This is a genomic window from Salinibius halmophilus, from assembly GCF_003577475.1.
In the GTDB taxonomy this organism is placed as follows: Bacteria; Pseudomonadota; Gammaproteobacteria; order Pseudomonadales; family Natronospirillaceae; genus Salinibius; species Salinibius halmophilus.
In genome coordinates, this window is sequence record NZ_QPEP01000003.1 from 278,819 (window position 1) to 304,214 (window position 25,396).

Sequence of the window (25,396 nt, forward strand, 5' to 3'; positions counted from 1 at the left end):
TCATCTAACAAAGTTCAAAGTTTTGTAACAGAAACTTGGATAGACCGAAGTACTTCTTTGCACGTAGGTGCAACCAACAAGTCACTGCGGTACACGGCTTGGCCATCATTCAACACAATAATGCACTGCACCCCGCGTTGTGGGTCTACAAAGCCACCCTGTAATTCAAACTGGGCTTGTTTACCTGTGGGGTAAGTCACCTCAACCCAGCCATTGCCCAAAATAGTTACTTTGTGAAACGGGCGCAGCGTTTGCGAATAACCCGCTACAATAAAAATGAAAGCCACCAGAGGCACTTGCCAAAGTGCTGCACGCATTGAGTGCGCTTTGCCTTTGCGCCAAGCACTAAAGCGGCTTACGTAATGGCTTAATACACCTGCTACCACACCAACCGTGCACCACAAACGAAACTCTGCCCACTGGGCGGCGGGATCTGACAGCTCAATAACAGTGGGTAGCATAGGCGCTAATACTGGGTAGCAATCAGCGTTTTCTGGCGCCCAGGTACCGCACTACACAAAATAAAAATAATAAGACTAATACCAGTATTGACCCACTGAAACACCATCATCCAATCTTCCTCCCGCACATAACTACTATGAGAATAAAAGCCCGAGTTCAAAAACGGGCCAACGAGTAAAATAACGGTAATAGCGGCTGCAATGAGTTGTAGTGGCCACAAAATTGCAATGGGGATGAGTGGCGGCCAACCAATGTTCCTAAAGCGTTGAGCGGCCAGATTGGCTACCAAATAGGTATAACAAATTGCAGCTAATATGCCCAGTATCGAGGTTACCAAGACAAGAAATACCGCTGCGGAATCACTCTGAGTAGACTCCAGTACAAAAAACGAGACCAATGACAGTAAAACAGTTACCACGGTAAGAAGCATGAACGCAACAACACCACACAACACGTAATAGCGCCGACTAATACTGCCATGCCAAGACAGAGGCATTTTACATAGTTGAGCAATATTAGGGCGAGACGTATCAGCCTGCTCTGGCTCAGTATATGACTCAACTGGCACCTCTCCCGGTGCATTGTTAAAGCTGGAAACAAGCCGTTCAAAGGTGGCGCGTTTCGATTTATCAATGATACTGAGTGCAACTTTCACTTGCTTTTCGTTCTGTAGATAAAATATCGCCCTATGCTTTTCAACTTTGGTCGCGCGTACTTCGCTGTACGCCACCAGTCGACGCGAAGCAAGTGGCGCTGGCTTAAATTCAAAATACTTTTCGTCAAATCGAAATACTGGTTTACGCTGCCACAGCGTATTGATACCACCAATTAACATAGCGAGCACGGCAGGGAAGGCAAACCCTGCTGAACTTGAGTTTTCAGAGGTCATAATCATGACCAAAACTAACCCAAAGAGACCAAGCCAAAACGAAATATGGAATATTACACGCTGTGCAATTGGAGTGTAAAAATTCATGGGTGTGATGTGATGCATGGTAAAGTCCTTTCCTGTTTATTAACCCTGAAAATAAACTGCACCCCTGAGTGGTTTTATGGGGGCAGCTTGGTTTTTTAGCCGCCTCGCTCGAACTCGGTAACAAACTCAGCCCGCTTTTTAGCGTCGCAAACCATTCGAGCAAAAACGATTGGCAATAAGCCATAGGGTACAAATGGGATACCGCCAATGATTGCAAACACAAAGCCAGTTTTGTAGCGATAGGTATGCAACAAAAAACCGCCTATGACGTTGATAAAAAGAAATATAGCACCTAAAAAAAGCACCAAATTCACTGCATATGGGCTGTAGAAGCGGTCAGCAAATGCCATAACAATGACCGGATAAAAAGCAATACTTATCCAATACTTAATCATGCTGACGCACCCTTGCGTAACTTTTGCGCTGTGGCGGGTCCATAGTCACAATAAGATTCCCTTCAGTTGTAGAAATAGCGGCTGGCCAGTGTTGGCCATGCCGTGGAAAGAAGATATCAATAGTATACGCGCTGTTCAACACCACTCATCGCGAAGCGGACAATTGCGGACATAGATAGCCCAAATAACCACCAAGTAGGTCCGTAAATCATTCGCGCAGCGAATGTTTGCGGACAGGGATGTCCACGTCACCCCCGAGTGCTTTTATCGGGGTCTAGCCTCGGTTAATAACCACCCCGCGCAACCAATCACTAACCCACACGAAAACCATAACAAAAAACACCCAAAAGCCTGCCCAACCAGTTAGTTTACTACCCCGAAAGCCAGTTGATCCTAATGCAGTTCAAAGACATTATATTCGCTTCGTTCAACAAATATTAAGGGACTAATATGAAGCGACTTCTGTTGCCTACCCTAGCCTGTGTTACCAGCCTCAGCCTCGGTGCCGAATTCACCGTTAACTCCACAATGGATACCATAGACAGCAACCTTGGAGATGGCATTTGCCAAGACGACAACGGCAACTGCACGCTACGTGCCGCTGTAATGGAGGCAAACCAAACGCCTGAACAAGATACAATTATCTTGGGCACTAACGAGTACTTCATTGCACGTGGTGGCACAGAAGAAGACGCTAGTGAATCCGGTGACCTAGATATACTGACCGACATTGTGATTCAAGCGGCAGGTGTGGACGCAACTGCCATTAACGGAAGGAATATTAACCGGCTCATAGACGTTCACACTGGCGCATCGCTATCGTTGTCGGGCGTCACCCTAACCGGTGGCAATGCAAATAACGGTTCGGCAATTCGCTCCCAAGGTAACTTGGTGCTGAGCGACTGCGCGGTACAGAACAATTTAATTGCAGATTCTGGCGCGATTTACGCCGCCAAAGACAGTACGGCTAGCATTAGTAACTGTACTTTTCAGAATAACCTTAACACACCAGAAAATACCGAAGTGTATGCAACCGGTATTCATAGCAGTGAAGCGACCGTCGACTTGGCAAGTGTTGCCTTTATTGGCACTGACTCACCAAGTAAGGGGTATGGTATTTATACCAGCAGTGGTTCATTCCTAACTGCCGACCAACTAAGCTTTACGAATGTAAAACTTAACACAGCGATTTACAGCTACTACTACGAATATAGTGCCAACGCGACGGGCAAGATTTCACTGCAGAACTTCAAAGTGGATAACTCGCAGATAACTAACAATATAGTTCGAGGAACCCGAGTATCTGTTGACAATGCCACGATCAAAAACTCAAGTGGCAGATTCATATATGCACACTATGTGAATGTAACAAACTCAAATATCAGCGACCTTACGGCAGACTACCCACAGTACACTGGTATCTATGCGCATAGTGGTTTAACAGTTGAGAACTCCGTTTTTGACAACTTAACAGCAAGAAATTGCACAGCTATTGAAGCAGACGATCGCACCGTTGCCAGAATTGTAAACACTAGGTTTACCAACAACACCGCCACCGATAACTATGGCATTGTTTGTGTTAACTCTGGCAGTTATGTGGGCAACAGCCACTTTGAAAATAACCAAGCAGTGCATGGTGTTTTACATACTGGCTACGGTGGCGGGTCTACCAACCGGGTAGAAGTTTACGCTACATCTTTCATTGATAATAAAACTACAAAATGGGGTGGCGCGCTGTATCTTGGTACCGACACAGTATTAAACAGCGTTTTATTAGTGAACAACAGCGCAGGTGAAGCTGGCCAAGCTATATATGTTGGTGCAGGCCAGCATGAAGCAAACTTCACTACCATTTATTCACCCAACACAGACCAGCCACTCGTAGCGTTTAACGATGCGACTAAACATAGCATGTCATTTAGCAATAGTGTGCTAGAGGCTGCCACAAATGCCTGTACTGCCGGTATGACATCACTTGGGTACAATGCGCTATTGGACAGCACAACCTGCTCCGCATTCAGTGCCGCGACTGGCGATGTAGCGGCCACAACGGCAATGCAAAATTGGGATGCCAAGCAGGGCATCATGACAGCTACTGAAGGCGCCCAACTACTTAATACAGCCAATAAAACAGCTTGCGCTAATTATCGAGTAGATGCGTTGGGCAATTTACGCGCAGACCAAACAGCCTGTGACCGCGGTGCAATTGAGTTTGGCGCAGCCAAAGCGGCACAAGGAACCATTGCCTTTAAAGCGCCCGAATTTACCATGATTGAAGGGGCTGTGCCTAACGGTGAACTAGTATTACAGCGCCAAGGTGGCAGCGATGGCACGGTAACGTTCACTATTAATGATATTGATGTCGAGAATATTGGAACGCAATTTTACAGCTTTCCAAACAATCAAACCATCACGTGGGAACACGGAGATACTGCGGACAAAGTTATTGAAGTACCTGTAAACGGCGATTCAGTCCGCGAGTATAACCAACAGTCGATCACTTTTGAGATATCTAACATCAAAGGTGGTGCCAATATCCTTCCAGGTGCTTCCACTGCCAAGCTAGTGATTGAAGATGATGAAAGGCAAATAGGCAGCCTTGATTGGGGAAGAACCTATAGACCGATTAACGTAGAAGAGTCGGCTGGCATTTTATCTATTGAAGTTAAGCGAAAAGATGGACGAGACGGTGAGGTGTCTGTTGACTACCAAACAATAGATGGCAGCGCATTGGCAGGTGAAAACTACCAGGCCGTGCAAGGCACGCTAACTTGGAAAGACTTAGAGTACGACAGCAAGTTCATTGAAATACCAATAATAGACAACACCTATTTCGAAGGCGGTTCGTCTAATTTTGAACTTGAACTTCTTAATCCAACAGGTGGCTTAACGGGTGACGGGGTGCAAGAGTTTGCCATTACCGACAATGAAGAGCGACCACAAAACCCGGGTAAAATTAGCATCACTACTACCAGTTCAGAAATGCGCTGGTTCGAAGGCGACCCGATAAAGCACGTAATTGTTGAGCGCTCAGGCGGGTTTGATGAGCAACAACTGGTAAGCTGGCGACTAGATGGCAGTAACCTAGAAGACGATTTCTTGGTAACCGGCGGCACTCTGGTATTTTCTGACCAAGAAACGCAGAAAACCATTAAATTGCAAACTCACGACGACGGCATTTACGAAAAAGATGAAGGCTTCGGCATTCAAATTTTCAACGTAAAAGGCGGTGCAACCTTTGCAACCACCACCAAATCTTTGGTGATTCTAAACGACGACGCCAAACCACAACCAGGTACCTTCTCAATTCGCTCGTTACTATATGGGTTTAACGAGGCAAGCGGAGTGGCGTCGGTGATGATTGAGCGCACCGAAGGCAGCGATGGTATTGTGACCCTTTCACTAAAAGCAGCACCCGAGACACTGCCTGCAGCATATGCCGGTACAGACTTTGAAGCACCTGTAAGCCAAGTGATATTTGCCGATGGCGAAACCGCTAAACAGATTGATATAAAGCTAATTAACGATGACCTAAAAGAGGAAGACGAACTGTTTGAAGTAAGCATTACTAAAGTAGAAAGCAGCAACGCTTTAGTTAGCGCTCAAATAGACCGCAGCGCCAGCAGCGCGACGGTAATGATTATCGACGATGAAACGCATGGTTTGCCAGTTGCTACACCAACCACAGTTGTTACCCCAACTGCAACGCCAGATGTAACGCCAACCGTTACAGCCGTTGTAACACCAACAATTACGCCAACCGTTACACCAACCATTACGACTGTAGTAACGCCAAGAGTAACGCCAAGCGCAACACAGGCGGTTACCCCTGTCGTTACAGCAAAGGTGACACCAACGGTTACGCCAACAAGCGTGGTAACGGCTACAGTAAGCCCAACAACAAACCCAACCACTACACCAACTGCTGTAACAACCGCAACCCCTGCGCCACAGCCAAACCAGCAGGTAGCAGCAAACAACAGTGGTGAGGAGAAGTCGGGTAGTTTTGGTGGCTTATTTGGCTTACTACTCGTAGCTGGCTTAATGGCAAGCCGCAGAAAAACGCATTAAACGTGATTCGGGACATGGATGTCCCGATTAACCACCGGGGATGTCCCGATTAACCACCACGTCACCCCCGAGTGCTTTTATCGGGGTCTAGTCTCGGTTCAAATACCTGTACTCAACTGCCAAACTAGATTCCCGCTAACCCCACGCGGGAATGACGACTCACTACCGCGCAATATTTAACCAAATACCCGTTCGCTGCCACGAGCTAGCAATGCCCATGTCGTAGCCATAGGAAACCATGCTATAAATTTTGTCGCGGCTGGCGGCCTCGCTGCTGTTGCTAATCACATACTGCGCAACGTCGCGGGCATAGCCTTCGGTCATAAACTGCTTTTTGGTGACTACCGCCGATACACTTACCGTGTTAAACGAGGCTTGCTGAGCGAAGTCGTCGGTGGTGCCAAACGACACACTGGCCATGCTGACATCTGGAATATCACTCACCAGCTTTTGCACACGCAGCAACTCACTAAACATCTCGGTTTTAGCAAGCGAACCAGTAAACACCGGCACCAACATGCTCACCACAAAAATGGCTGCCACCGCTAGCCAATGCTTATTGTTAACAGGCGCAGGTTTAAATGGGTTTGCTTTGTTGCGCACCACGTAGGTACGAAGCGCTAGGTCGTGCAACATTTGATGCGTGCGCCTATTCGCCACAAACCAATACACCGAACCCACTGCCAAGCCAAATATAAGTGCCGACACCAACATACCCACCACCGAGAACAACACTGCCGTAGGAATAGGCGCTCCGTTTAGCATCCAAGGGGTGGCAACAATAGCAGCGCGCAACAACGCAACCGGTAACGCCACATAAGCGCCGCTGGCACTGCGCACACTAATGCCAAACATCCACTTGCCTAGTGTTTGGCCCTTTAGCAGGTTGCTATCCAGCACACCAAAATAAGCCACCGCTACCACAAACCCTACCAAGCGAGCATAACCGCCAATGCTTGCTAGCCAGTCGTGCAGTGCCATACCAATTAACAAACCTAAAAGCGCAACAATAAGGCAGTCGACCACAAACGCCGAAAACCTACGCCAAAAGCCGGCGGCATCCGGCAAATACAAAGCCTTTGAAGATTTCATGGGTGTCCTTGCTAGGAGGGAAAACACCATAGTAGCAAAGCACAGGGAAAAAATAGTAAGGCGGCGGTCACAAGTAGCGCCTACTTAAACGCCCGCGACAACAAGGCCACCGCCACCTCGTTAAACTCGGCAATGGCTTTAAGCTGTTTTGCCTTATCTTTATTGCTTAGCCGTGCATCGCGCACAATGTTTCGCATTTCGGCCAGCTTTTCTACATTGATATCTTGCGGTAGTAGCGTGGCGATGTCGTCGGCTAAAATATCACTGGCAGCTTGGTTAAACTCATTGCGCGATTGTTCGCCTGCCGTACGAATGGTGTTTTGCCAAAAATTACTCATGGGGTGGCTCCTTGTTTAAATACATGCCAAAGATTGCTGGAACTAAGAATCGGACTGTAAAAGGTCTTCAATCGCTTCAAGCAGCGCTGCCGTTTCCGACACCGGCTCTAGGCCATCGCCAAGGTGAGTGTTTAACTTGGTTTCTAACGACTGCAAGTTCAGCGCCGTAATGGTACGCCCCTTGGCCGCCTCGATATCGTGAATGGTTTTTAACATGGCCGACAGCTCCTTATTGGCCGCTGCCAGCGCTGCGTAGTCATCGTTTAGGGCACTGCGAAGCGTTTGCTCGGCCACATATAACTGCTCGTGTTTAGCCTGCGCCTGCTGCTGAATGGCCTGCACTTGGTTTTCAATTTCTAATAAATCGGCCGCAGTAAGCGCCGGTGCATTGGGCTGCTGGGCAGCGGCTGAAATAGTGGCAAAAAAGCCCGACAACGCCTTAGCTTGCGCAGCATTCACAGCCGCACGCTTTTGCGAAAAGTAATAATGAGTAAAAGAAAGGTTCGACTGATGAATGGCCTGAATGCCCTCACCCACCTCCTTGTTCAACCGGTAAGCATCGCGCGGCACCGACGCACAGCCAACCAAAAAACCACACACCAGCAGCGCAAACACCACAGCTTTCATCTTTATCATCCTTGATTAAACTTGTAACACTTCTGCAATATAGCTCAAAAAACCAGCAGCACAACTGGCTGAAAGGCTAGCCGCCACCCCGTCATGCCCAGTGCCGTCATCCCCGGGTGCTTTTACCGGGGATCCAGCCACCGAAGAAGAGGACCAAACCATCAAACCCCGTCATGCCCAGTGCACTATCTCGTCATCCCCGGGTGCTTTTACCGGGGATCCAGCCACCGAAGAAGAGGACTAAACCACCAAACCCCGTCATGCCCAGTGCCGTCATCCCCGGGTGCTTTTACCGGGGATCCAGCCACCGAAGAAAAGCACTAAACCACCGAAAGCACCGCATTCAACCATCGCCCATCAACCCCAACTCGGTTATCCCCTGTCACCCAAGTCTCACGAATCTCAAGCCCATCAACCAACCCAATCACCTCGGCCAAGCGCGCTTCATTCAAATCGGTAAACGCGCGGCCATCTTTTACCCGCTCACTATCGCCATACTTAAAACTCACCACAAACATGCCATTGGCAGCCAAAAACTGTTTTAAATGCAAAAACGTGGCGGGTAGCTCAGCAACAGATAAATGTAAAAATTTGTAAAGTGACGCAAAAGGGGCAATCCAGCCCCTAAATCTGCCACATCAATTTTTCACAAGTGACAAAATTTAGCCTCCAAAACGAAGGAGCTAATAAATGAACAAGCGTTTGAATCTATTCATCACTATCTACTTACTACAGCAGTCGATCTCGTACACACTACAGTACATCGCGCATGATGAAGTGGCGATCGGCAACCTACTCGCTGCGGCAATAGCGGGTGGCATTGCTGTTTGGCTTAATTTAAGAAATCGAAGTTTAAAAACTCAGAATTAATCCACCTACACTGGCACTGGAGCAAACACTGTTCCAGCGCCAGTCGAAAAGCCTGAGCCTTTTAAGAATCCACCTCCGCCCCACAAAGCTGTATTTACATACAGTTAAATTACAACTAGGATTAAATAGACTTCAAGCCTACCAGTGGCAAAAATATGCCGTTTATCTCGTATTCGACCTACAACCCTACGCATCATTTAACGTACAATGTACGAATTGTAACTGAAATTCGAACAACGGTACGTTATATTTAACGTACTTTCGAACTAAAGAGGAAGAAGTATGTCAAATTTTGATTCAAGCTATTGTTATAGCTTTCCTGCAGTTCGTGGTTTTCAGGCGGGTCGCCCCTTTTATATTGCCACTTGCCCGCTTCGAACAATTCCAAAAATGTTCGTGTTCGATGAAGACGAAGTTCCGCCTGAACTTAGAGCGCAGCGTACATTAAATCTAAGTCGTATTCCTGAAATCGTTAAGTACCTAGTAGACAACCCTAAGGATTACACATTCTCTGCTATTACCGTTTCAGTGGGCAGTGAGGTTCAATTCGAGGGGTACGAATCAGGTTCTCAGCTTGGTAATTTAAAAGTACCGCTAGACGCGCAGATTCTAATTAACGATGGCCAACACCGCCGTAAAGCCATTGAAGAAGCACTCAAGCAAAACCCAGATTTGGGCTCCGACAATATTCCAGTACTGTTCTTTGTCGATGAAGGTCTCAAGAAAAGCCAGCAGATGTTTGCTGACCTGAACAAGTATGCTGTGAAGCCTAGCCCGTCGCTTTCTACACTTTATGACAAGCGCGACCAATCGAGCGAAGCCGCTCGCATATTAGCCGCAGAAGCAATGCCATTTGTGGGCTTTACCGAAATGGAAAAGTCGAGCATTAGTGCTAAAAGCCCTAAGCTATTTACACTTAGCAGCATTAAACAAGCTACGCGTTCATTGCTTGGTTTATCTACGAAAGCAGCCGCCACAACCGAGCAAACAAATTTGGCTATCGAGTTCTGGCAATCCGTGTACAATGCCACCCCTGAGTGGCAACAAATTCACAAAAAAGAGCTATCGCCTGCTGCATTTAGGCAAGAGTACATTCATGCCCATGGCATTGGCTTACACGCACTTGGTTTTGCGGGTAACGCTCTAATTGAAGCCTACCCAGATAGCTGGCAAGAACTCATTCCGAAGCTAAAAGAAGTTGATTGGCGCAAATCAAATCCTATCTGGCGTAATCGCAGCATGCAGCATAATAAGTTGAGCAAGGCCTCAACCAATATTCAGCTGACTGCCAATATATTAAAACAGACTCTTGGTCTAGAACTTTCCGAGAGTGATATCGAATTAGAAAAGAAGATTGAACAATGAGCCTTTTTAGCGATTCACCACTAGACCGCTGTGCTGATTTTATTGAATCAGAAATCTTAGGTGGAATGCCATTAACCGACAAACTGCAAGAGATTCAGCTAACCTACTTGGCAGACAATCGCCCATGGGTACTAGCATATAGTGGCGGTAAAGACTCAACCGCAGTTGCTATCTTGGTGTACCTAGCACTTTATGGCCTGCCGAGAGAAAAGCTAACTAAACCAGTGTTTGTAATCTCTTCAGATACCTTGGTAGAGACTCCAGTCGTTGTTGATCATATTTCTACTTCACTCAACGACATTTTTTCTGGTGCTCAGCGTGATGGCTTACCAATTACCACGCACCAAGTTGTGCCACCACCAACCGACACATTTTGGACGTGTTTATTAGGTAAAGGCTACCCGGCCCCAACACGCCAATTCCGGTGGTGTACCGAACGTATGAAAATCGACCCTGTGTCTGAGTTCATTAAAGACAAAGTTAGCAAGTACGAAGAAGTCGTTATCTTGCTAGGTGCACGTACCGATGAGAGTGCCTCGCGTGCACAAGTCATTAAAAAGCATAAAATTGATGGCACCAACCTTGGTCGTCATAAAACCCTGTCGAATGCCTTCATCTATACACCAATTGAAACTTGGTCGACCGAAGACGTATGGAAAGTCATCCGAGATCTCGACGACCACCAAGCACCTTGGGGCGCTAGCACCTTTGGTTTATGGATGCTCTACGCTGCATCGGCCGACCAAGGCGAATGCCCACTGGTAATCGATGAAAGCACGCCTTCGTGTGGTAACTCGCGCTTTGGTTGCTGGACTTGTACCGTTGTAACTAACGACCGCGCAATGGAAAGCCTAGTGCGTAATGGCGAAGAGTGGATGAAGCCACTATTAGAGTTTCGCGATTTCTTGTCGATGACTGGAGATGTCGATAAAAAGACTATCTACCGTAATCACAAGCGCCGTACTGGTACCATCATGTACCAACGTGCTAAAGAAGGTGAAGACCTAGAAACAGTGCGCAAGCATATCCCTGGCCCGTATTTTCTTAAGTATCGTAAAGAGTGGTTAAAGCAACTATTGCAAATGCAAAAAGACTTTAACGACTCTGGTCGCGAAATTACTTTGATTACTGAGCCAGAGCTGCACGCTATTCGCCAAGAGTGGCTAATCGACCCTAACGAGCCAGATTGGGCTGACGAACTACCGGACATCTACTTCGATGTGTACGGCGAGCACCTGAATTGGGTACACGACGATAACAATCACTTCGACAAAAAAGATGTCGATGTGCTTCGCAAAGTATGCGCCACGTATGGCGTTGAAGCCGAAATGATCATGAAGCTATTAGACCTAGAAATGAAGTCTGAAGGTTTAAACAAACGCTCTGGCATTTTCAAAAGCATCAGCAGCATTTTGAGTAAAGACTGGGGCACGCTAGAGCAAATTGAAGAAAAAAAACAAGCACTACAATCCAAAGCAGAGTTTGACCTGCAAGAAAAAGTGATCAAAGACTATGAAGAATCCATTGTCTACCTTCGCAAGCAGCTCAAGTCAGACGAGGTAGGTCTATGATTATTCAATCTCTTACGCTTCATAACTACCGAGTATTTGCAGGCACACACAATATCGACCTAACGCCAGACGGCGTAGGTAGAAACCTAGTTCTATTTGGCGGCTTAAATGGTGCGGGCAAGACTAGTATTTTGTCTGCCATCAAGCTTGCCCTGTATGGCCAGCGTGCTTTGGGTAGCAACCTAACTCAAAAGCAATACATCGAAAAGCTTAGCCAGCTAATTCACTTGGGTAACGAGACCTTACACCCAAACGATGCACGCATAGAACTGGCGTTTCAGTACAGCCAAGAAGGGCAAACGTCGACGATTAAAGTGATTCGTAGCTGGCAGCGCGATAGCAAAGACGACTTACATATTTTTGTAAATAAAACCCTGCGCCAAGAGCTGTCATACGACCAGTGCCAAAGCTACCTAGATGGCATTATTCCCGCAGGTGTGGCAGAGCTATTCTTTTTTGATGGTGAAAAAATTGCCGAACTGGCTGAAGATGAGAGTGGCACTATTCTGCGTACCGCGGTTAAACGTTTACTTGGCCTCAATACAGTTGAAAAACTGCAAAGCGACCTAGCCATTCACCTAAAAAAAGAAGGTGTAACCAAAGCCGATGCAAAAACGCGCGAGCAACTAGCCGAATATGCCAAACAGCGTAAACAGCTCGACAGCGAAGCCGAGGTCAAAGAAAACGAACTGACAAAAGTAAATAACCAAGTCGAGTTCGCCAAAAAAGAGATCAGCCTAATTGAACAGCAAATGAGCGAGCAAGGTGGTGCTTGGGCGCAATCTCGCGAAGACGAGCTAAAAAAAGTAGAAGACATCGTTAAAGAAAAGGCCGCTTTAGAGAAACAATTACGCAACCATATCGACGGTTTCTACCCCATCTCGCTGGCGAAGAATGCGACGAAAGCTTTGCTAGAGCAGCTAAGCAAAGAAGCAGAAATTAAAGAGAATCGCGCCTTCGTAAATAAGCTCGACCAACTTGCAGGCAACCAAGTTGGGTTAGACCAAAGCACCATCGCGCATCTTAAGTCCTCGGTTCAATTCGACGACAGCGAGGTTCTACTAGACCTCTCTGACCGCGAATACCACCAGCTGCAGTACCAAATCAATGACCTAGCGGTTAAAGCAGAGCGCGATGTTAAAAAGATTCGCAAGCAAATCAAACAGCTCGACAATCAGTTAGAGCAAGCTCGCGACAACGTGCAGCGCGCTCCACAGCAAGAGCAGTTAGAGAAGCTACTAAACAAGCTACGCACTGCAGAAGATAACAAAACCAAAGCAGCTATCACGCGCGTGAAGCTACTAGAAGAGCTAAAACAAGACTACATGCAGGCGCAAGACATTGCCCGCAAAGAACAGCGTTTACACAACGAACTTGCAGCCCAGCTTGAATACAGCGAGAGCATCGAGAACGCGCAAAATGCACAGCTAGTATTAGCCGACTTTGCTCATGAACTGTCGGCTCTACGTGTAAAACAGCTTGAGCAAGAGTTTATCACTAGCTATCAGCAACTAGCTCGTAAAGAAGACCTAGACATTAGCGCACGTATTAACCCAGAAAGCTTCGACGTTGAGCTAATCGACGAAAACGGCAAAGTGATTAATCGCAAACAACTGTCGGCAGGCGAAAAACAAATCTACGCCATTGCGATTCTAGAGGCACTAGGCAAGGTTTCTGGCCATAAGCTACCAGTGATTATCGACACGCCTCTTGGCCGCTTAGATTCAGCTCACCGCGACAAGCTGATTAAGCATTATTTACCAAATGCCAGCCACCAAGTCGTCGTACTCTCGACCGATACCGAAGTCGACGAGCAATACTACCAATGGCTAGAGCCGCACTTGTCACACAGTTACGAAATTCAGTTTAATGCCACCGCCAAAGCTTCAACCTTGAATGAAGGCTACTTTTGGCAGCAAGCTCAGGAGGCACAATAATGTTACCGAATAGAATGTGCTTAGACCGCGGCACAGAAGAAAAATTAAAGCGTTATAAACAAACGACTGGCATTTCGCCAAATGCTGCTTCGCGATTGGCTTTTTTTCAAAGCATCGAATCTGGGTTTACCTACGAACCAGGGGATACAACAGTTTCCTCGGATGGCCAAATGGTGTTGGATAAGGTTACTTGGTTTGGTAGTTGCCTCCAAACCATAGAACTAATCCTAGTTCAAAAATACCCGAATTTGCCAGGTGAACTACTCGCATCTGCTTGGGCTGCACATGTTAAGAATGGCTTTGGATCTATAGCTAGGTAAATTAAGGGCCTTGAGTAGGCCCTCTTCAAACAGTTATACAAGGTCTTCTTCAAATGAGGCTGCAGAAAGGGCAAACTCCTTCATTTCCCGACCAACTTCTGTTTCAAAAAACTCATTGACGGGTATTAAAGAGAGCATCCTAACCCTATCAAAAAGTAAATCAGTGGTAACTTGATTCCATTCACAAATATTTCTATCTGAATCTCTCATATCAAAGGGAACAAAAAGCGTATTAACTACATTATTATCTATATGTAAAAATGAGTTAATTCTAGACACACTGCCTTGTTTATTTGGCCAGTCTAGGGTTGCCGCACTTTGACCTACAAATACTATTTTCTTATCTTTATTTACATCATTCAAAAAAGGGATCCAAGCAACGATGTCTATCCCACCATCACCATTATCTCTTCTTCTAAATACGTTAGCTTTCTGACTAACTGAATACCCAAGATCATCACCTAGCCTTCGAATCTTATTCTCTAAGTTACCAGTGTACCTATTAGAGTTTCCATTTGACACTCCAAATGGGTATGACTCTGCAAAACCAGGCAAGTACCCTTTCATAGCAAAATAAGATGCATATTCAAAGGCACCTGCCAATCTGCTAGTACCATCAATATACCTAAGCAATGAGCACAACAAAAAGCTAATATATAAATAGTTTTCCTCTATTAATTCTGCCTTTAATACAAGCCGATTATTTTTCCTTTCAAAAGGGTAAAATGTGGCATATGCCTCAACTCGAGAGTTTATTTCAACAAACCAGTCTTCAATCAAAGAAACCCAGTATTCGTTGGAAGCTGCCCCACCTTCTGAACCAATTTCTCCGATCTGTTCATCTTCATAAAACCTATCATATACTTCAGAAACACCAACGCCATCCCCCCCATCTAACAATGCCATAAGCTCTACATAGTCACAATAATAGTGAGTATTTTCCCTACTACATCTCGGAGGCTTGTCTAAGTTCTTAAACTCAATCATCCCAAGAATCTTCCTCTGATGATTCAACAATTGCTTTCATGTTCTTAGCTAAAGTAAATATTTCCTTGAGTTTAGTTTTAATAGTATCTGGGTTCGTATGTCTTTCAACATTATGAATGATATTTTGAGCTCGTTTCAGACCCGAAAGCGCCATCTCAATTTCATGATCAAATGACTCGCTTGATACTGAAACAAGTTGATATGCTTCCAGAATAGAGCCCGTTCCCGATTGGAAGTAGTCCTTAGCTTCGGTGTTGCCTAAAACTTTATCAAGCATCCCCAAATGCTTACTATCACCTTTGAGCCTGGCCTTATTTTGATCATTTTTTTCAAAAAACCATCGAGTCAACTCTTCAAGATGATTACCATTTACATTATCCAACGGGTTCTCTGACTTTATATCTACCCCAATAAAGTCTCTAATATTTTCTCGACTCAAAGAATCTGCGTAATAGTTAAAAAATATTGAGGTCTCATCTAAATCTTTAATTTTATAAAATGCTTCATCTTCGATTTGTTCATATATTTCGTATGCAACCAATAATTTCCTTACATGATCGCTTCTCGAACCAATAGACTTTGCAAGCTCCCTACACATTTTAGAAAATTCAAGATCTTGGTAGTCATTTTTCAACTCAGACAAATATCTTGCTTTCTGAAGGATACCCCACGACTTAACACCCGTTACATGCCGATAACCTAAGTACTTGTTAATTTTCTCTCTAGACGGAAAGACAATACATGGAATTTCTTCTGGCCTTTCAGTAGTTTCTTTAATAACTTGGTCGACCTTTTTACGATGTATCTCCGCTAAATCAGGTTCTTTAAGAAGTATGGTTGATGTCAGCCTTCTGTTCCCTTCAACAACTGTAAATCGCCCATCACTCTCTTCTATCACTAAGAGTGATTCGCCAATAAAGAACCCAGCATTACCTATCGCAAGCATAAGCTCAATAATACTGGCATCTTCTAGCATCCAATTCACTATCGCCTTTTTATCAATATCCCCGCTTCTAAACTTCGACGGCAATCGAGGATTTGACTTATCCAGATTTAGTTTCGATAAAGATATAAACTCAATATTAGACATAAAATCTCACCTACAATTAAATCACTTAAAAACTTCTACTTGATGCCAGAAAAAATATTCCATACTGGGAAGACTTTCAACATCAAAACCATTACCAATAATTCTTCCATTGAAGTTGTCTAATAGTTTTTTTGACTGCATATCACCTATTAACTTCTCAGAAACCTTTAATCTATAATTACTATCAACCGTAAAAGCACCATTATCAAATGCTCAATGATGCAGTGCACATAGAGCTAAGCCATTTTTAACACAGCATGGTCCGTTGAATTTCTTCCACTTAATATGTGCAGCGTCAAGTCCTACGTATATTCCGTTTAGTTTTAACTGATACCCACAAATTGCGCAGCGATAATTGTAAGCTGCTAAAACCTTATCTCGAAAATCGGGATCACGGTTTGCTACCCTCCTAGTTTCCAATCTCACACATAAGTCATTCTCAATTTCAGGTATAAGTGTCTCAGGAAAGCTTTCTGAAAGTATGGTTTCAATAAGATCGAAGCACAGGCGATGGTCAGACTGTAGTGCAGCATATGCTTCATCACTAAACCCGGCACTAACCCCATACCGTATTAACTCGCTTTTTGTTGGGTCTGTATTACTCTTTCGTGAACGACATTTTTCGTCTCCATTAACTTGCCAAAAACCATCGTTCTTCAAACGCCAGAAAGGGTACTCCGGGTGATACGTTTTTCGGCTCGGGCCATAACGCATTAGCAAGTCTTTCATTTCACGATCGAGCGTTTCGTCGTAAGTTAAAAACTGACCATGGCCTTGTAGGTACTTCGAAAGCACATAAACCATCATCAAGGGTTTATTCGGAGCACGCTGGTCACCTTTTGACCAGCGCTTAACATTGAGTACTTTTTCCTTGAGCTCTTCAGGCGTCATTGAGCAACTCCCAAAATGCTTTGTCTTTAATCTTCTTAATCCGCTTATTACCATTCACATACAAGCTATAGTGCTTTTCTAACTGGCGAATTTCGCTCATTAGCCTTTCTTGCTCGTTCTTATCATCAATATTAAATAGGGCTTTAATATCTTGATTTTTTATCTGAGCAACACGGTGAATCACCCAGCTTAGGATGTAAGCAGAGTAATCGTTCTCACCTGTTTTAAAGTGGGTGATATCTTGCGTTGAAAGGATAACCCCTACCCCGTACTCGCGGCCTTCTTTTAGGATTTTGCGCAAGCTAGGGAAGTTTTGAGACATAAAGTTATCTGCCTCATCCACCAAAATCAGTTTGGTCACTTGGCGTAAATCGCCTCGTACTTCTGGCTTACCCTGCTTTTGCATTTGTGAGTAGAAAAGGTCTAGCGTTAGCGCGACAACTAGGTTTTGGATTTCTGATGGGTAACCAGCAAGTTCTACAACGGTAATACCATCTACTAACTCATATAGACTGGTGCACTTTTGATGGTCGTCCTCAAAGATCTCTAGCTCATACAGGCTTTCTAACGCGGCATAGAGAGAGTCTTCAGCAGGTTCACTTTCTTCAAACAACGCCCAAATATCGGCCATTGTTGGTGCTGGTTTCGACCAAGTACTAGGGTCGGACTTTACGATGCCTGCTAGTTCGTAGGCTTCAGCTATGAGCTTACGCAGTTTTAGCTGCTGCTTGGTGCCTAGGTTAAATGCTTTGCCCATAGTTTCTGAAAAACCGCGTGCGGTATGCACTGGCAACATAGGAGTATCACCAAACAAACTAAGCGGGTTGTATGGCAGCTTGTGCAGATTGAATTTTTTACCTGCAGTCGCGTTGATAAATTTGTCATCAACGTAGTCCGATTTGTAGTCAAAAATCAGTATGCCAATTGGTTTGCCATCAACATTTTGGTGCTGGTTGCGATAGAGCTGGGTCACTACAGACTTTGTAGACTGGGTTTTACCAGTACCCATTGTGCCAATAATGCCCGAGTTGGTATTCATAAACTTAGCAGTATTGGTTGGCTCCCAATATACAGGTTCTTGGTGGTTCACCTCGTGCCCAACCAACACCTTTAGCGGCTCATTGGAAGTCTTTTGTTCAACTTCGCCCAGCTCTGGCTTAACAGGCTCTTCTATTGAATCAGCTGTTTCAAATTGACCTAGGTCTTCATGAACTGCTGGCTGCGCAACAGCCAGTTGTTCATTCACTACGCTGGCACTCTGCAATAGGTAACAGCCTTCACCTAACTTGGCTGCAGCCGTCGCGCTGGCATCTTGCCATAGCTCCGTTAATGGCGTTGAAATAGTCGTGCGAATAAAGCTCGCTGGCACTTCGATTTTGAGAATGTCATCGACCACTTCTGACGAGGTACTGAAGCACTTTTCATCTTCGAGATTGGCGACAACAAAGCCTTGGCAATAGTTGGCTAATTGAGCGAGCTTGTAAGCCCCCCTTAGCCAAAGCTCTTTACTGGCTAACAAACCTTCGAAGTAGTCTTGCGGGAATACTGAATAAAGCTTGTACTTGTCGATTTGCATCAGTGCTTGGCGCACAAACAAGCTACGGTAAAGCTGGCTGGCAAGGCCGCCACCTTCTAATACTTCAGTCAAATATCGGCTTAGTTCCTTTGCCTGCTTAACAGCCTTAGTTGCGTCGTATTTAACACCTGTTTTAACTTCGAGTGGCAGTAGGTACATTTGCTGGCCTTTAAAACCAACAAAGAGCACGTCGTCGGAAATAGCACCTGTTTTGTAGCCCTGTAAATGTCGCGAGAACTCCTGTTCATCCATCTTCAGGCCGATGTTACCCGATACACGAACAATTTCGGCTGCAGACATTGGCACCCAAGTGATGTCTGACTTGGCAAGCAGCACACTAACAAGCTTATAGGCAGCAATAATGCCACGGCGTTCTTTACGCACCTTTGGGTTGTCGGTGATCAGCTTTAACAGCCACTCGCCATTGAAGGCATTAAACTCCGAAACCAAGCCACCATCTTCTTTAGCCAATACGTTGTCGTATAGGTCAGTCTGTTTGGTTACAGTGATTGCATCATAACCTGCCGAGCTGGTGTACTGGTCGGAGTAGTGAATCAACAAGGCATCTGTGTCGGTTTCAAAAAAGTCGAGCGTGACTTTTGGATCGATAATTGCCGTCCAAACTGAGCTGTCGTAGCTCTTTTCAAGCTGCGCTTTGAAACGTTCGTTCACAGCCAGTGCAATGGCGCTGTTCTCTCGGTATTCAAATGCCGCTTTGCGTGCTGGTTTGATTAATCGGCTGTAGGTCGCAATAAACTTGAGTAATGGGTTATCACCGGTATCAACATGCGCCAAGCCAAAGCCAGTGATGTAGTTGCCTGACTCGCTTGCTGAAGCTTCACCGGCTATTAAACCACCGGCACTAATGCCCGATAGTTTTTCGGCTGGGTTTACATCAACCACTTCAACCTTTTCGTTGTTGCGGAAGAAGCTTAAATGCGCGTACTCATGTTTTACGACATCACGATGGCGGAACTTGCTGTAACTAATGCGATTGCGCATTAGATCGGCAATCGTGTCGGCGTGGTCCTTCGTTGCGCCCTTGTTGAGGCCATAAGTTTGTTTAATGGTTTCGAAGCTGGCCATATCGGCAAACTTGTCGAACTCGGTGCGATTAAACTCGTCGTCGTAAATATTCACGTGAATATTTACACTGCGATTTTTAACTCGGATTAGGTGTTCAACTATACCTATGAACAACCCGTGGTTGTCGTAGTTGTTGATCGAGTTAATCGTAAGAGTTGGCTTTACTTCACCTGCTGAATCTTGAAAGAGTACAGAGAACGATTCACTAAACTCACGAATTTTCTCTTTTACAAGTTTGGTTACATAGCTGTAATCGGTGTCTTGCTGCGGTACACAGTGTAGCCAGAAGCAGTTGCTATCAACAGCTTGAACGTAAGAGAACTCGTGATGTTCATCATACAGGTATGGCAAAAGACCTTGCGGATTAAGGCGCTTCAATGTCACCTGTGGCAGTGTTAAAAAGCTTGCATCGGCATCAGCTTTTACTTCGCTCACTAGATGCAAATAGTAGTTGAGTACTAGCGGGCTTGCAGGCGTAATCCACTGTTCACCACTATCGCGCCATATACCAAGTTCTACGATTTTCTTGTGCCGATCATCTAGGTACGAGTTTTCCTCGATATTATCTATATAGCTCTGATAACTCGATGTAATACCCTGCACCAACGCTAGGTATACATCATTCCAACCGGCCAAAGATGGCAATGTGTTGTGATCGATTAAGTAGCTAAACCAGTTGTCGTACGCTTCGGCGATATCAGGTGCAAACCCTCGAATATCGTCAGTTTTGGTCTCGAATTCATATTGTTTGGCAATGCAAAAGTCATCGAGCCAAGCTTGCTCTCGCTTCAAAAACTCTTTTTGCTCTGTGCTAGTTTTTAGCTCTTTGTTATCAACATACACACGTTCTTTCGAGGTGTTGTAAGTACCGTTGAACCCAGACTTAAATAGCTTTTTGCCACGGCGCGTATCCAATAGCAGGGGCAGCGCTAGGTCTTCCGTCGCGGCTGCACCTTCGATAAATATTGGCAGAGCCTTATCTTCGTTGTGTAACTCAAAGCTAACCTGGTCTTCTTCGTTTGCTAGGTCTTCAAAATCAATTGATTTAACCAAGCTTGTATCAATAACCTGGTTCGGTGTAGCAAGGCTCACTGTGTCGCCAGTTATTAGTGCTTCACCAACGCCGGTTTCTAAATCTGAATCCTGGGTTTGAAGTACGACACGGCCCTTTTTCGGGTCAACTAAGAGGCTATTTGAAATTGCACTGGTATTGAACCAGCATGATTTCACTACCAGGCATTTAAAGGAAAACTTTTCGGAGCTTTTGGCACGTTTGAGCCTGACTTGGAAGAACAACGGCTGACTAGCAATTTTACCTAGCAAGGTGATATGAGTTTCTTTAGCGCCACCACGCGGGGCTATTGAAGCGGGGTCAATGGCAGTTGTTTTATCCCATAAATCGACTTCTGCCTTGCCAATGGTGTCGCCGGTAAACTCAATATCGATGTCAAAATCTTCTCGGTCTTCATCGACGACAATGAGCATGTGGCGCTCTTTTTGCGCAGCCTTTTTTTCGCTTTTTGTTCTAACAAAAAGCTGCGCACTCGCGGAGCTTTCGGCAACTAGGGTTAGGTTTTGCTGCCTATTTTTGTCTTGTTCTTCGGTGATTTGGTCAAACGTAAGCTGTTTCCATGCTTCAGGGTCTTCACCATCGAAGTGCTTGTCGACAAACTTCTGCCCCATGTCTGGCAAGTGATCTGCTTTGTTATCTGGGTAGTGCTCTAGTGTGCTTGTGATTTCATCGTAAAGCGCTTTGTTTTCATCCAAGCGTTTTTTGACTTGCTTTGGATTGTCTTTCATCTGCAGAATACTTGGGTCTTCTAACAATCCAATTTCATGAAAGCGTATATCGCCGTCGGCAATCGCTTGGTGTAGGGTCTCGAAGCCAAACATGCTGCTGCGATCTTCCATGATCATTTCGTATTGGTAGTCGAGCAGTATTTTGGAAACTTCCTGCCCTTCGAAGCTATCTTTTTCGTCAATAAACTGAGCTAGCGAGTCTTTTATTTTCTCTGGGGCAAAAATACTATGTGGCTTGGTTAGATCTTCAGCGCTGTTAATAATGGTATCGAGCATACTGTTGTGAATTATCAGCAAGCTGGTACCCGAGAACTCTCCAGACTGAGCCGAAACCTCATCACGCAGGTATGAAATAAAGTTCTCGGTATAGCCAGAGCTGCCACCGTCTTTATGCAATACGGGTAACAGTTTTACGCCGTTTATTTCAATGCAAAATAGCTTCTTTCCTTTTGCATCTAAAAAGCAGGTATGGCGATCAATAAACGCAAACTGAAGCTTCACGCTATTAGTGATATCTGGTGACTTAAACTGATACTTGAAACCTGGTTTTATGACTCCATTGGCGTGAGCAAAAAAGTGGTCGACTACAAATTCTTCAAATGGTTTTACGGACATTGATCGCGTCTCCACTGTCACTCATTTTTTCAACGTTACCTACTCGCTCGTAGTACTTAATCAAACCTTTAACACTTTGCTTGTCGAAGCAAATACCACGCTCCTTGAAACCATCCAGCAACTCGAAAAGACTGAGCTTGTCTTTTTCTCCGATTATTAAGTTAGTCATTAGCGCAATGTAGTCTTGGTTGAGGCAAGCAATTTTGCCTATGTTGCCCCGCGCTTTGGCGAACGATGAACAGATTTCGGCTTCGGTCGTGCGCAGGAATTTCTCACCTGCAGCTTGACGCGACTCACCTTTTGCAAACTGTTTGTGAGCGAGCTCTAAGATGGTGGCAAGTGCACTTTCCGAATCCACTTCCAGTTCACTTTCTTGTTCGCCAAATCGGTTTTTTTCAAAGTCTTTAGCGAACAGTTTTAATCTCCCTTTGTCTGCTTCGGTGAGTGACTGCGCAAGCTCCCAAAGGGGTATACGTCTGCCGGAACTAGCATTCGTATGATCTTGCAGCATTTCGGAGATAGCTAAGTACGGGAAGATGTATTCAAAAAAGCGCTTAGCGTTTTGGTAACCGTCGTTTACCAATACCTTTCGCTCGCGACTTGCTCGCTCGTTTTCTAGAATGAAATAAAACGGCTTTGGGCTTGGCGCTGCCGCCCAGCCTCTAATATTAAGTGCCAATTGCGTTGTATATAAAAAGGCATACAAGCGCAGCATGTTTGGGAGCTGCTCCAGTAAATAGTTTGGATGCAGTGACAAAAAGGCAATGTCTGCTTTGAAAGCTTGGCTGAGGTATGGCAAGAAAGGCTTTTCTAAGATACCTTTCGACATAGCTTCTTTTGCACTAATGTCTTCTAATACCTTTGTGCTCGTTAAAACATCGACTAATTTTTGTTCAATGAAGTTATTAGCCGGCGCTTTGGCATCTTGCAGGTAATAGCCGCCCATCATGCTCACAAATAAGTCTGATAATCGGAGCTGGGGTGCGCCCTTTGCAAGCGGCACTAGCTTTAGAAGAGAAGCAGCTGGTGTTAACTTAAGGTACTCGTCATTTTTGAAGTACATACCTTCGAGTACTTGCCAAAACTCTGCTTCATCTAGAGTTGCATCAAACTGACTTTTGCAAAGCAGTTTATATTGTTCAACGGCGTAAGCTAGCTTACAGCCTTTTTTACCATCATAATCTTTTGTTAGTAGTGCGCTGGTCGTTTTTCGATAAAGTGCTCGAATAACGCCCGCTGCTGCGATTTCCCAGTCAAACTCACCTTCCTTCGCTAACGTGGTCCTCGCAGGAAAGTAGCCATTAATGGTGTTGTTGCCAACCGTCAGGTTTTCTTTCAATACACTCATGCGCGATACCCGCCTACTCTAAACTCTTCACCTTCATCAACATTCTTGAGCTTTGCGATTTCTTCACCACTCTTAAAGAACTTCAGAGTGTCGCCGTTGCTAACTTTCTCGACGATTTCGTTCACTAACTCGTCTAGCAGCACAACACTATTCTGCTCATATTTGTTTGGTCTGAAGCCATCAACAACCCTTAACATTAGGTCAAGTAAATTGGCATTCATTGGAATTGGTAGCAGTGGAGTATCGTTAACTTTCAGGTGTAAATTAAATGAGTGAACACTAGGATTTTTTGCCGTGGCGTCGGCAGCGATTTTTTTGTAGTCAACGCTGAGTTCAGCCTCTGCTGCTAACGTGATATCACCATGCTGAGAGGTAAAAAATACGTCTTTACCTAAATACTCAGCATTTCTATTTGCAAAATTAGTAACCGCCTTAAACACAAGGTCGCTGTAAAACCTTCTAAGGGAGGCTTTTTTCTCGGCTTCACCATCGTAAGCCCAATGCGCATTCCAAATCGTGCGATATAGGCTTACCCGCGATTGGCTAAATGCAGGTTCGAATTGCTTTGGATATTGGCTGTTTAGCTCCGCACGATACGTTATGAACATTAATCGGCACAACGATGCAGGAGAAAGCTTGCTTGGTAATACAAGACTGTATTTTTCAGCGCACTCTTCAACGTACTCCGAGAATGCGTGATTTTCGATTTCTAACTGGCGGTGCAAGATAAACTGGTCGAGTTCCTGCGTGCGTATTACCGAAGGGTCAAACTCAGCGATAGATTGCAGCAGCTCGTTTTCGCCACCCAGAAATAAATTATCAAATAATGGGTTAGGCCCGGTTAGCAAGCAATAAATAAAGTCCAGCAGCATTCGAGCTGTGATGAATTGGTCTCGTTTGATGCGAGCGTTTAATAACAGCTCGACAATACACTTTTGCACAGTAGCGTCGCGAAGCAACAAGAAATTGCTAACGAGCAACCTATCCCCTTGGTTCGCGAGCTGTATCTCGCCAATTAAATAGTCGTTGAATCGGTTTCCCTTATCTTCAACAACAACTTGATTAATCAGCTTGCTGAAAAATGGGGCCGATACTTCTTCACGATCGAACCTAAATTTTGGAAAAGCTTCAAAATCTAAAAACTGAATTTTGTCAGTCGGTTGAGGCTTTCCTGTAAGAAAAGTATTAATCGCACTTTTAACTGAATTTAAATGCTCAGATCCTTCTCGGGCGAAGTTGGCTAACATACCGATATTAATACCGACAACGAGGGGCTTCTGGCTACGAGCGTTTTCATCGAACAATCGATTTAGTGCTTCAATTGCCGTTTCGTCTGGATCGAAGCTGTGCGTTGCATCTAGGTGGAAATCGATCCGTTCACCATATTTTTTGCTGTAACGCGTTAAGATTTCTGATTTCCCATCTCCACTACTACCACATAGAAACAGAACTTGATCTGCTCGCAATTCTTTCAACGTGCTTTCAAAGGCTTCTTCAATTTCTGTTTTAACATGCAGATATCTTTTGATTTGAAGAAACTCTTCATCTGCAACAGCGTTCTGGGTTGTTACCGCTAATGCTGAAGACTTTGAAAGTACGCTAAGCACTTCTCTTAGGCGCATAGTGTTATTCCTGATTTAGTAGCAGTTGTAACTATGGAAGCTGCTGCTTCCCTTTCTAGTGCTTGTCGTCGGTTCTTGTTGTTAAGCAGGTTTGGAAAACGCTCTGGCAGGGCCTCAAATATTCTCGTTAAAAATGGTCGGAATTTATTGCGATACACATTGATTCTTATTCTACTAGGAATTGCATAACGTATAGATTTGGAGAGAACACTCAAAACTTGCAGGAGGCGCACAGTTTATCCTTATTTTTACTAAGGCTCTTATCATCCTTGATGGTATCTATTTTGCGACATACTTTGCAATTACAAAATTTACAAAACTATACATAAGGACAGCCAACATAGTTTGCTCTTGAAT

General features: G+C 44.9%; 19 protein-coding genes. 6 read left to right on the forward strand and 13 right to left on the reverse strand.

Annotated features, from left to right (window positions below):
* Positions 1–14 precede the first annotated feature (14 nt).
* The 3 genes from DUW71_RS04685 to DUW71_RS04695 all read right to left on the reverse strand — a co-directional run bounded on the left by DUW71_RS04685 (position 15) and on the right by DUW71_RS04695 (position 1,833).
* Complete coding sequence (locus DUW71_RS04685) at positions 15–461, reverse strand: hypothetical protein (protein ID WP_119394075.1); 447 nt, start codon at positions 459–461, stop codon at positions 15–17.
* 5 nt (positions 462–466) lie between these two features.
* Positions 467–1,351 (reverse strand): hypothetical protein, encoded by an 885-nt coding sequence (locus DUW71_RS04690; protein ID WP_158583875.1) that lies wholly within the window; start codon positions 1,349–1,351, stop codon positions 467–469.
* A gap of 182 nt (positions 1,352–1,533) precedes the next feature.
* Positions 1,534–1,833 (reverse strand): hypothetical protein, encoded by a 300-nt coding sequence (locus tag DUW71_RS04695; protein ID WP_119394077.1) that lies wholly within the window; start codon positions 1,831–1,833, stop codon positions 1,534–1,536.
* Between the two features lie 450 nt (positions 1,834–2,283).
* Here DUW71_RS04695 and DUW71_RS04700 point away from each other — a divergent pair, with 450 nt between their 5' ends.
* On the forward strand, positions 2,284–5,904 hold the full coding sequence (locus DUW71_RS04700; protein WP_119394078.1) for a Calx-beta domain-containing protein: 3,621 nt from the start codon (positions 2,284–2,286) through the stop codon (positions 5,902–5,904).
* 162 nt (positions 5,905–6,066) lie between these two features.
* Here the strand turns inward: DUW71_RS04700 and DUW71_RS04705 are convergent, their stop codons facing one another.
* From DUW71_RS04705 to DUW71_RS04720, 4 genes are all read right to left on the reverse strand, one after another.
* Positions 6,067–6,996: an RDD family protein gene (locus DUW71_RS04705; RefSeq protein ID WP_158583876.1), complete on the reverse strand. Its 930-nt coding sequence runs from the start codon at positions 6,994–6,996 to the stop codon at positions 6,067–6,069.
* Between the two features lie 80 nt (positions 6,997–7,076).
* The gene (locus tag DUW71_RS04710; protein WP_119394080.1) at positions 7,077–7,334 is read right to left on the reverse strand and encodes a hypothetical protein; all 258 of its coding nucleotides are present in this window, start codon (positions 7,332–7,334) and stop codon (positions 7,077–7,079) included.
* Positions 7,335–7,376: 42 nt separating this feature from the next.
* On the reverse strand, positions 7,377–7,961 hold the full coding sequence (locus tag DUW71_RS04715; RefSeq protein ID WP_119394081.1) for a hypothetical protein: 585 nt from the start codon (positions 7,959–7,961) through the stop codon (positions 7,377–7,379).
* Between the two features lie 320 nt (positions 7,962–8,281).
* Complete coding sequence (locus tag DUW71_RS04720; RefSeq protein ID WP_158583877.1) at positions 8,282–8,470, reverse strand: hypothetical protein; 189 nt, start codon at positions 8,468–8,470, stop codon at positions 8,282–8,284.
* Between the two features lie 181 nt (positions 8,471–8,651).
* On the opposite strand from DUW71_RS04720, the gene DUW71_RS04725 reads away from it, so the two are divergent.
* From DUW71_RS04725 to DUW71_RS18045, 5 genes are all read left to right on the forward strand, one after another.
* Positions 8,652–8,831 carry a hypothetical protein gene (locus DUW71_RS04725; RefSeq protein ID WP_119394083.1) on the forward strand — a complete coding sequence of 60 codons (180 nt, stop codon included), beginning with the start codon at positions 8,652–8,654 and terminating at the stop codon, positions 8,829–8,831.
* A gap of 282 nt (positions 8,832–9,113) precedes the next feature.
* Entirely contained in the window at positions 9,114–10,196 is a 1,083-nt protein-coding gene (gene dndB, locus DUW71_RS04730; RefSeq protein WP_119394084.1) for a DNA sulfur modification protein DndB, read from the forward strand.
* A complete protein-coding gene (dndC, locus tag DUW71_RS04735) occupies positions 10,193–11,767 on the forward strand; it encodes a DNA phosphorothioation system sulfurtransferase DndC (RefSeq protein WP_119394085.1) in 1,575 nt (524 codons plus the stop codon). Before dndB ends, dndC begins: the two co-directional genes overlap by 4 nt.
* Positions 11,764–13,704, forward strand: coding sequence for a DNA sulfur modification protein DndD (dndD, locus tag DUW71_RS04740; protein ID WP_119394086.1), 1,941 nt, complete (start codon positions 11,764–11,766; stop codon positions 13,702–13,704). The genes dndC and dndD overlap by 4 nt, the downstream gene beginning before the upstream one ends.
* Positions 13,705–13,718: 14 nt before the next feature.
* Positions 13,719–14,024: a DndE family protein gene (locus DUW71_RS18045; RefSeq protein ID WP_407690488.1), complete on the forward strand. Its 306-nt coding sequence runs from the start codon at positions 13,719–13,721 to the stop codon at positions 14,022–14,024.
* 33 nt (positions 14,025–14,057) lie between these two features.
* Here DUW71_RS18045 and DUW71_RS04750 read toward each other — a convergent pair whose 3' ends face one another.
* The 6 genes from DUW71_RS04750 to dptF form a co-directional block, all read right to left on the reverse strand.
* Positions 14,058–15,011 carry a hypothetical protein gene (locus DUW71_RS04750; protein WP_119394088.1) on the reverse strand — a complete coding sequence of 318 codons (954 nt, stop codon included), beginning with the start codon at positions 15,009–15,011 and terminating at the stop codon, positions 14,058–14,060.
* Positions 15,004–16,101: a hypothetical protein gene (locus DUW71_RS04755; protein ID WP_119394089.1), complete on the reverse strand. Its 1,098-nt coding sequence runs from the start codon at positions 16,099–16,101 to the stop codon at positions 15,004–15,006. The genes DUW71_RS04750 and DUW71_RS04755 overlap by 8 nt, the downstream gene beginning before the upstream one ends.
* 213 nt (positions 16,102–16,314) lie before the next feature.
* Positions 16,315–16,992, reverse strand: coding sequence for a phosphorothioated DNA-binding restriction endonuclease (locus DUW71_RS04760; protein ID WP_199671150.1), 678 nt, complete (start codon positions 16,990–16,992; stop codon positions 16,315–16,317).
* Entirely contained in the window at positions 16,982–22,069 is a 5,088-nt protein-coding gene (gene dptH / locus DUW71_RS04765) for a DNA phosphorothioation-dependent restriction protein DptH (RefSeq protein WP_119394090.1), read from the reverse strand. Before dptH ends, DUW71_RS04760 begins: the two co-directional genes overlap by 11 nt.
* Entirely contained in the window at positions 22,050–23,417 is a 1,368-nt protein-coding gene (dptG, locus tag DUW71_RS04770) for a DNA phosphorothioation-dependent restriction protein DptG (RefSeq protein ID WP_119394091.1), read from the reverse strand. Before dptG ends, dptH begins: the two co-directional genes overlap by 20 nt.
* Positions 23,414–25,039 carry a DNA phosphorothioation-dependent restriction protein DptF gene (gene dptF, locus DUW71_RS04775; protein WP_119394092.1) on the reverse strand — a complete coding sequence of 542 codons (1,626 nt, stop codon included), beginning with the start codon at positions 25,037–25,039 and terminating at the stop codon, positions 23,414–23,416. Before dptF ends, dptG begins: the two co-directional genes overlap by 4 nt.
* Positions 25,040–25,396 lie beyond the last annotated feature (357 nt).

What these genes read in the sequence shown, in the direction of transcription:
- DUW71_RS04700 (WP_119394078.1), top strand. Translation starts at nt 2,284, where the DNA reads ATGAAGCGACTTCTGTTGCCTACCCTAGCCTGTGTTACCAGCCTCAGC.
- dptH (WP_119394090.1), bottom strand. Translation starts at nt 22,069, where the DNA reads ATGTCCGTAAAACCATTTGAAGAATTTGTAGTCGACCACTTTTTTGCT.
- DUW71_RS04755 (WP_119394089.1), bottom strand. Translation starts at nt 16,101, where the DNA reads ATGTCTAATATTGAGTTTATATCTTTATCGAAACTAAATCTGGATAAG.
- DUW71_RS04685 (WP_119394075.1), bottom strand. Translation starts at nt 461, where the DNA reads ATGCTACCCACTGTTATTGAGCTGTCAGATCCCGCCGCCCAGTGGGCA.
- DUW71_RS04715 (WP_119394081.1), bottom strand. Translation starts at nt 7,961, where the DNA reads ATGAAAGCTGTGGTGTTTGCGCTGCTGGTGTGTGGTTTTTTGGTTGGC.
- DUW71_RS18045 (WP_407690488.1), top strand. Translation starts at nt 13,719, where the DNA reads ATGTGCTTAGACCGCGGCACAGAAGAAAAATTAAAGCGTTATAAACAA.
- dptG (WP_119394091.1), bottom strand. Translation starts at nt 23,417, where the DNA reads ATGAGTGTATTGAAAGAAAACCTGACGGTTGGCAACAACACCATTAAT.
- dptF (WP_119394092.1), bottom strand. Translation starts at nt 25,039, where the DNA reads ATGCGCCTAAGAGAAGTGCTTAGCGTACTTTCAAAGTCTTCAGCATTA.
- DUW71_RS04710 (WP_119394080.1), bottom strand. Translation starts at nt 7,334, where the DNA reads ATGAGTAATTTTTGGCAAAACACCATTCGTACGGCAGGCGAACAATCG.
- DUW71_RS04725 (WP_119394083.1), top strand. Translation starts at nt 8,652, where the DNA reads ATGAACAAGCGTTTGAATCTATTCATCACTATCTACTTACTACAGCAG.
- dndB (WP_119394084.1), top strand. Translation starts at nt 9,114, where the DNA reads ATGTCAAATTTTGATTCAAGCTATTGTTATAGCTTTCCTGCAGTTCGT.
- DUW71_RS04690 (WP_158583875.1), bottom strand. Translation starts at nt 1,351, where the DNA reads ATGACCTCTGAAAACTCAAGTTCAGCAGGGTTTGCCTTCCCTGCCGTG.
- dndD (WP_119394086.1), top strand. Translation starts at nt 11,764, where the DNA reads ATGATTATTCAATCTCTTACGCTTCATAACTACCGAGTATTTGCAGGC.
- DUW71_RS04760 (WP_199671150.1), bottom strand. Translation starts at nt 16,992, where the DNA reads ATGACGCCTGAAGAGCTCAAGGAAAAAGTACTCAATGTTAAGCGCTGG.
- dndC (WP_119394085.1), top strand. Translation starts at nt 10,193, where the DNA reads ATGAGCCTTTTTAGCGATTCACCACTAGACCGCTGTGCTGATTTTATT.
- DUW71_RS04750 (WP_119394088.1), bottom strand. Translation starts at nt 15,011, where the DNA reads ATGATTGAGTTTAAGAACTTAGACAAGCCTCCGAGATGTAGTAGGGAA.
- DUW71_RS04695 (WP_119394077.1), bottom strand. Translation starts at nt 1,833, where the DNA reads ATGATTAAGTATTGGATAAGTATTGCTTTTTATCCGGTCATTGTTATG.
- DUW71_RS04705 (WP_158583876.1), bottom strand. Translation starts at nt 6,996, where the DNA reads ATGAAATCTTCAAAGGCTTTGTATTTGCCGGATGCCGCCGGCTTTTGG.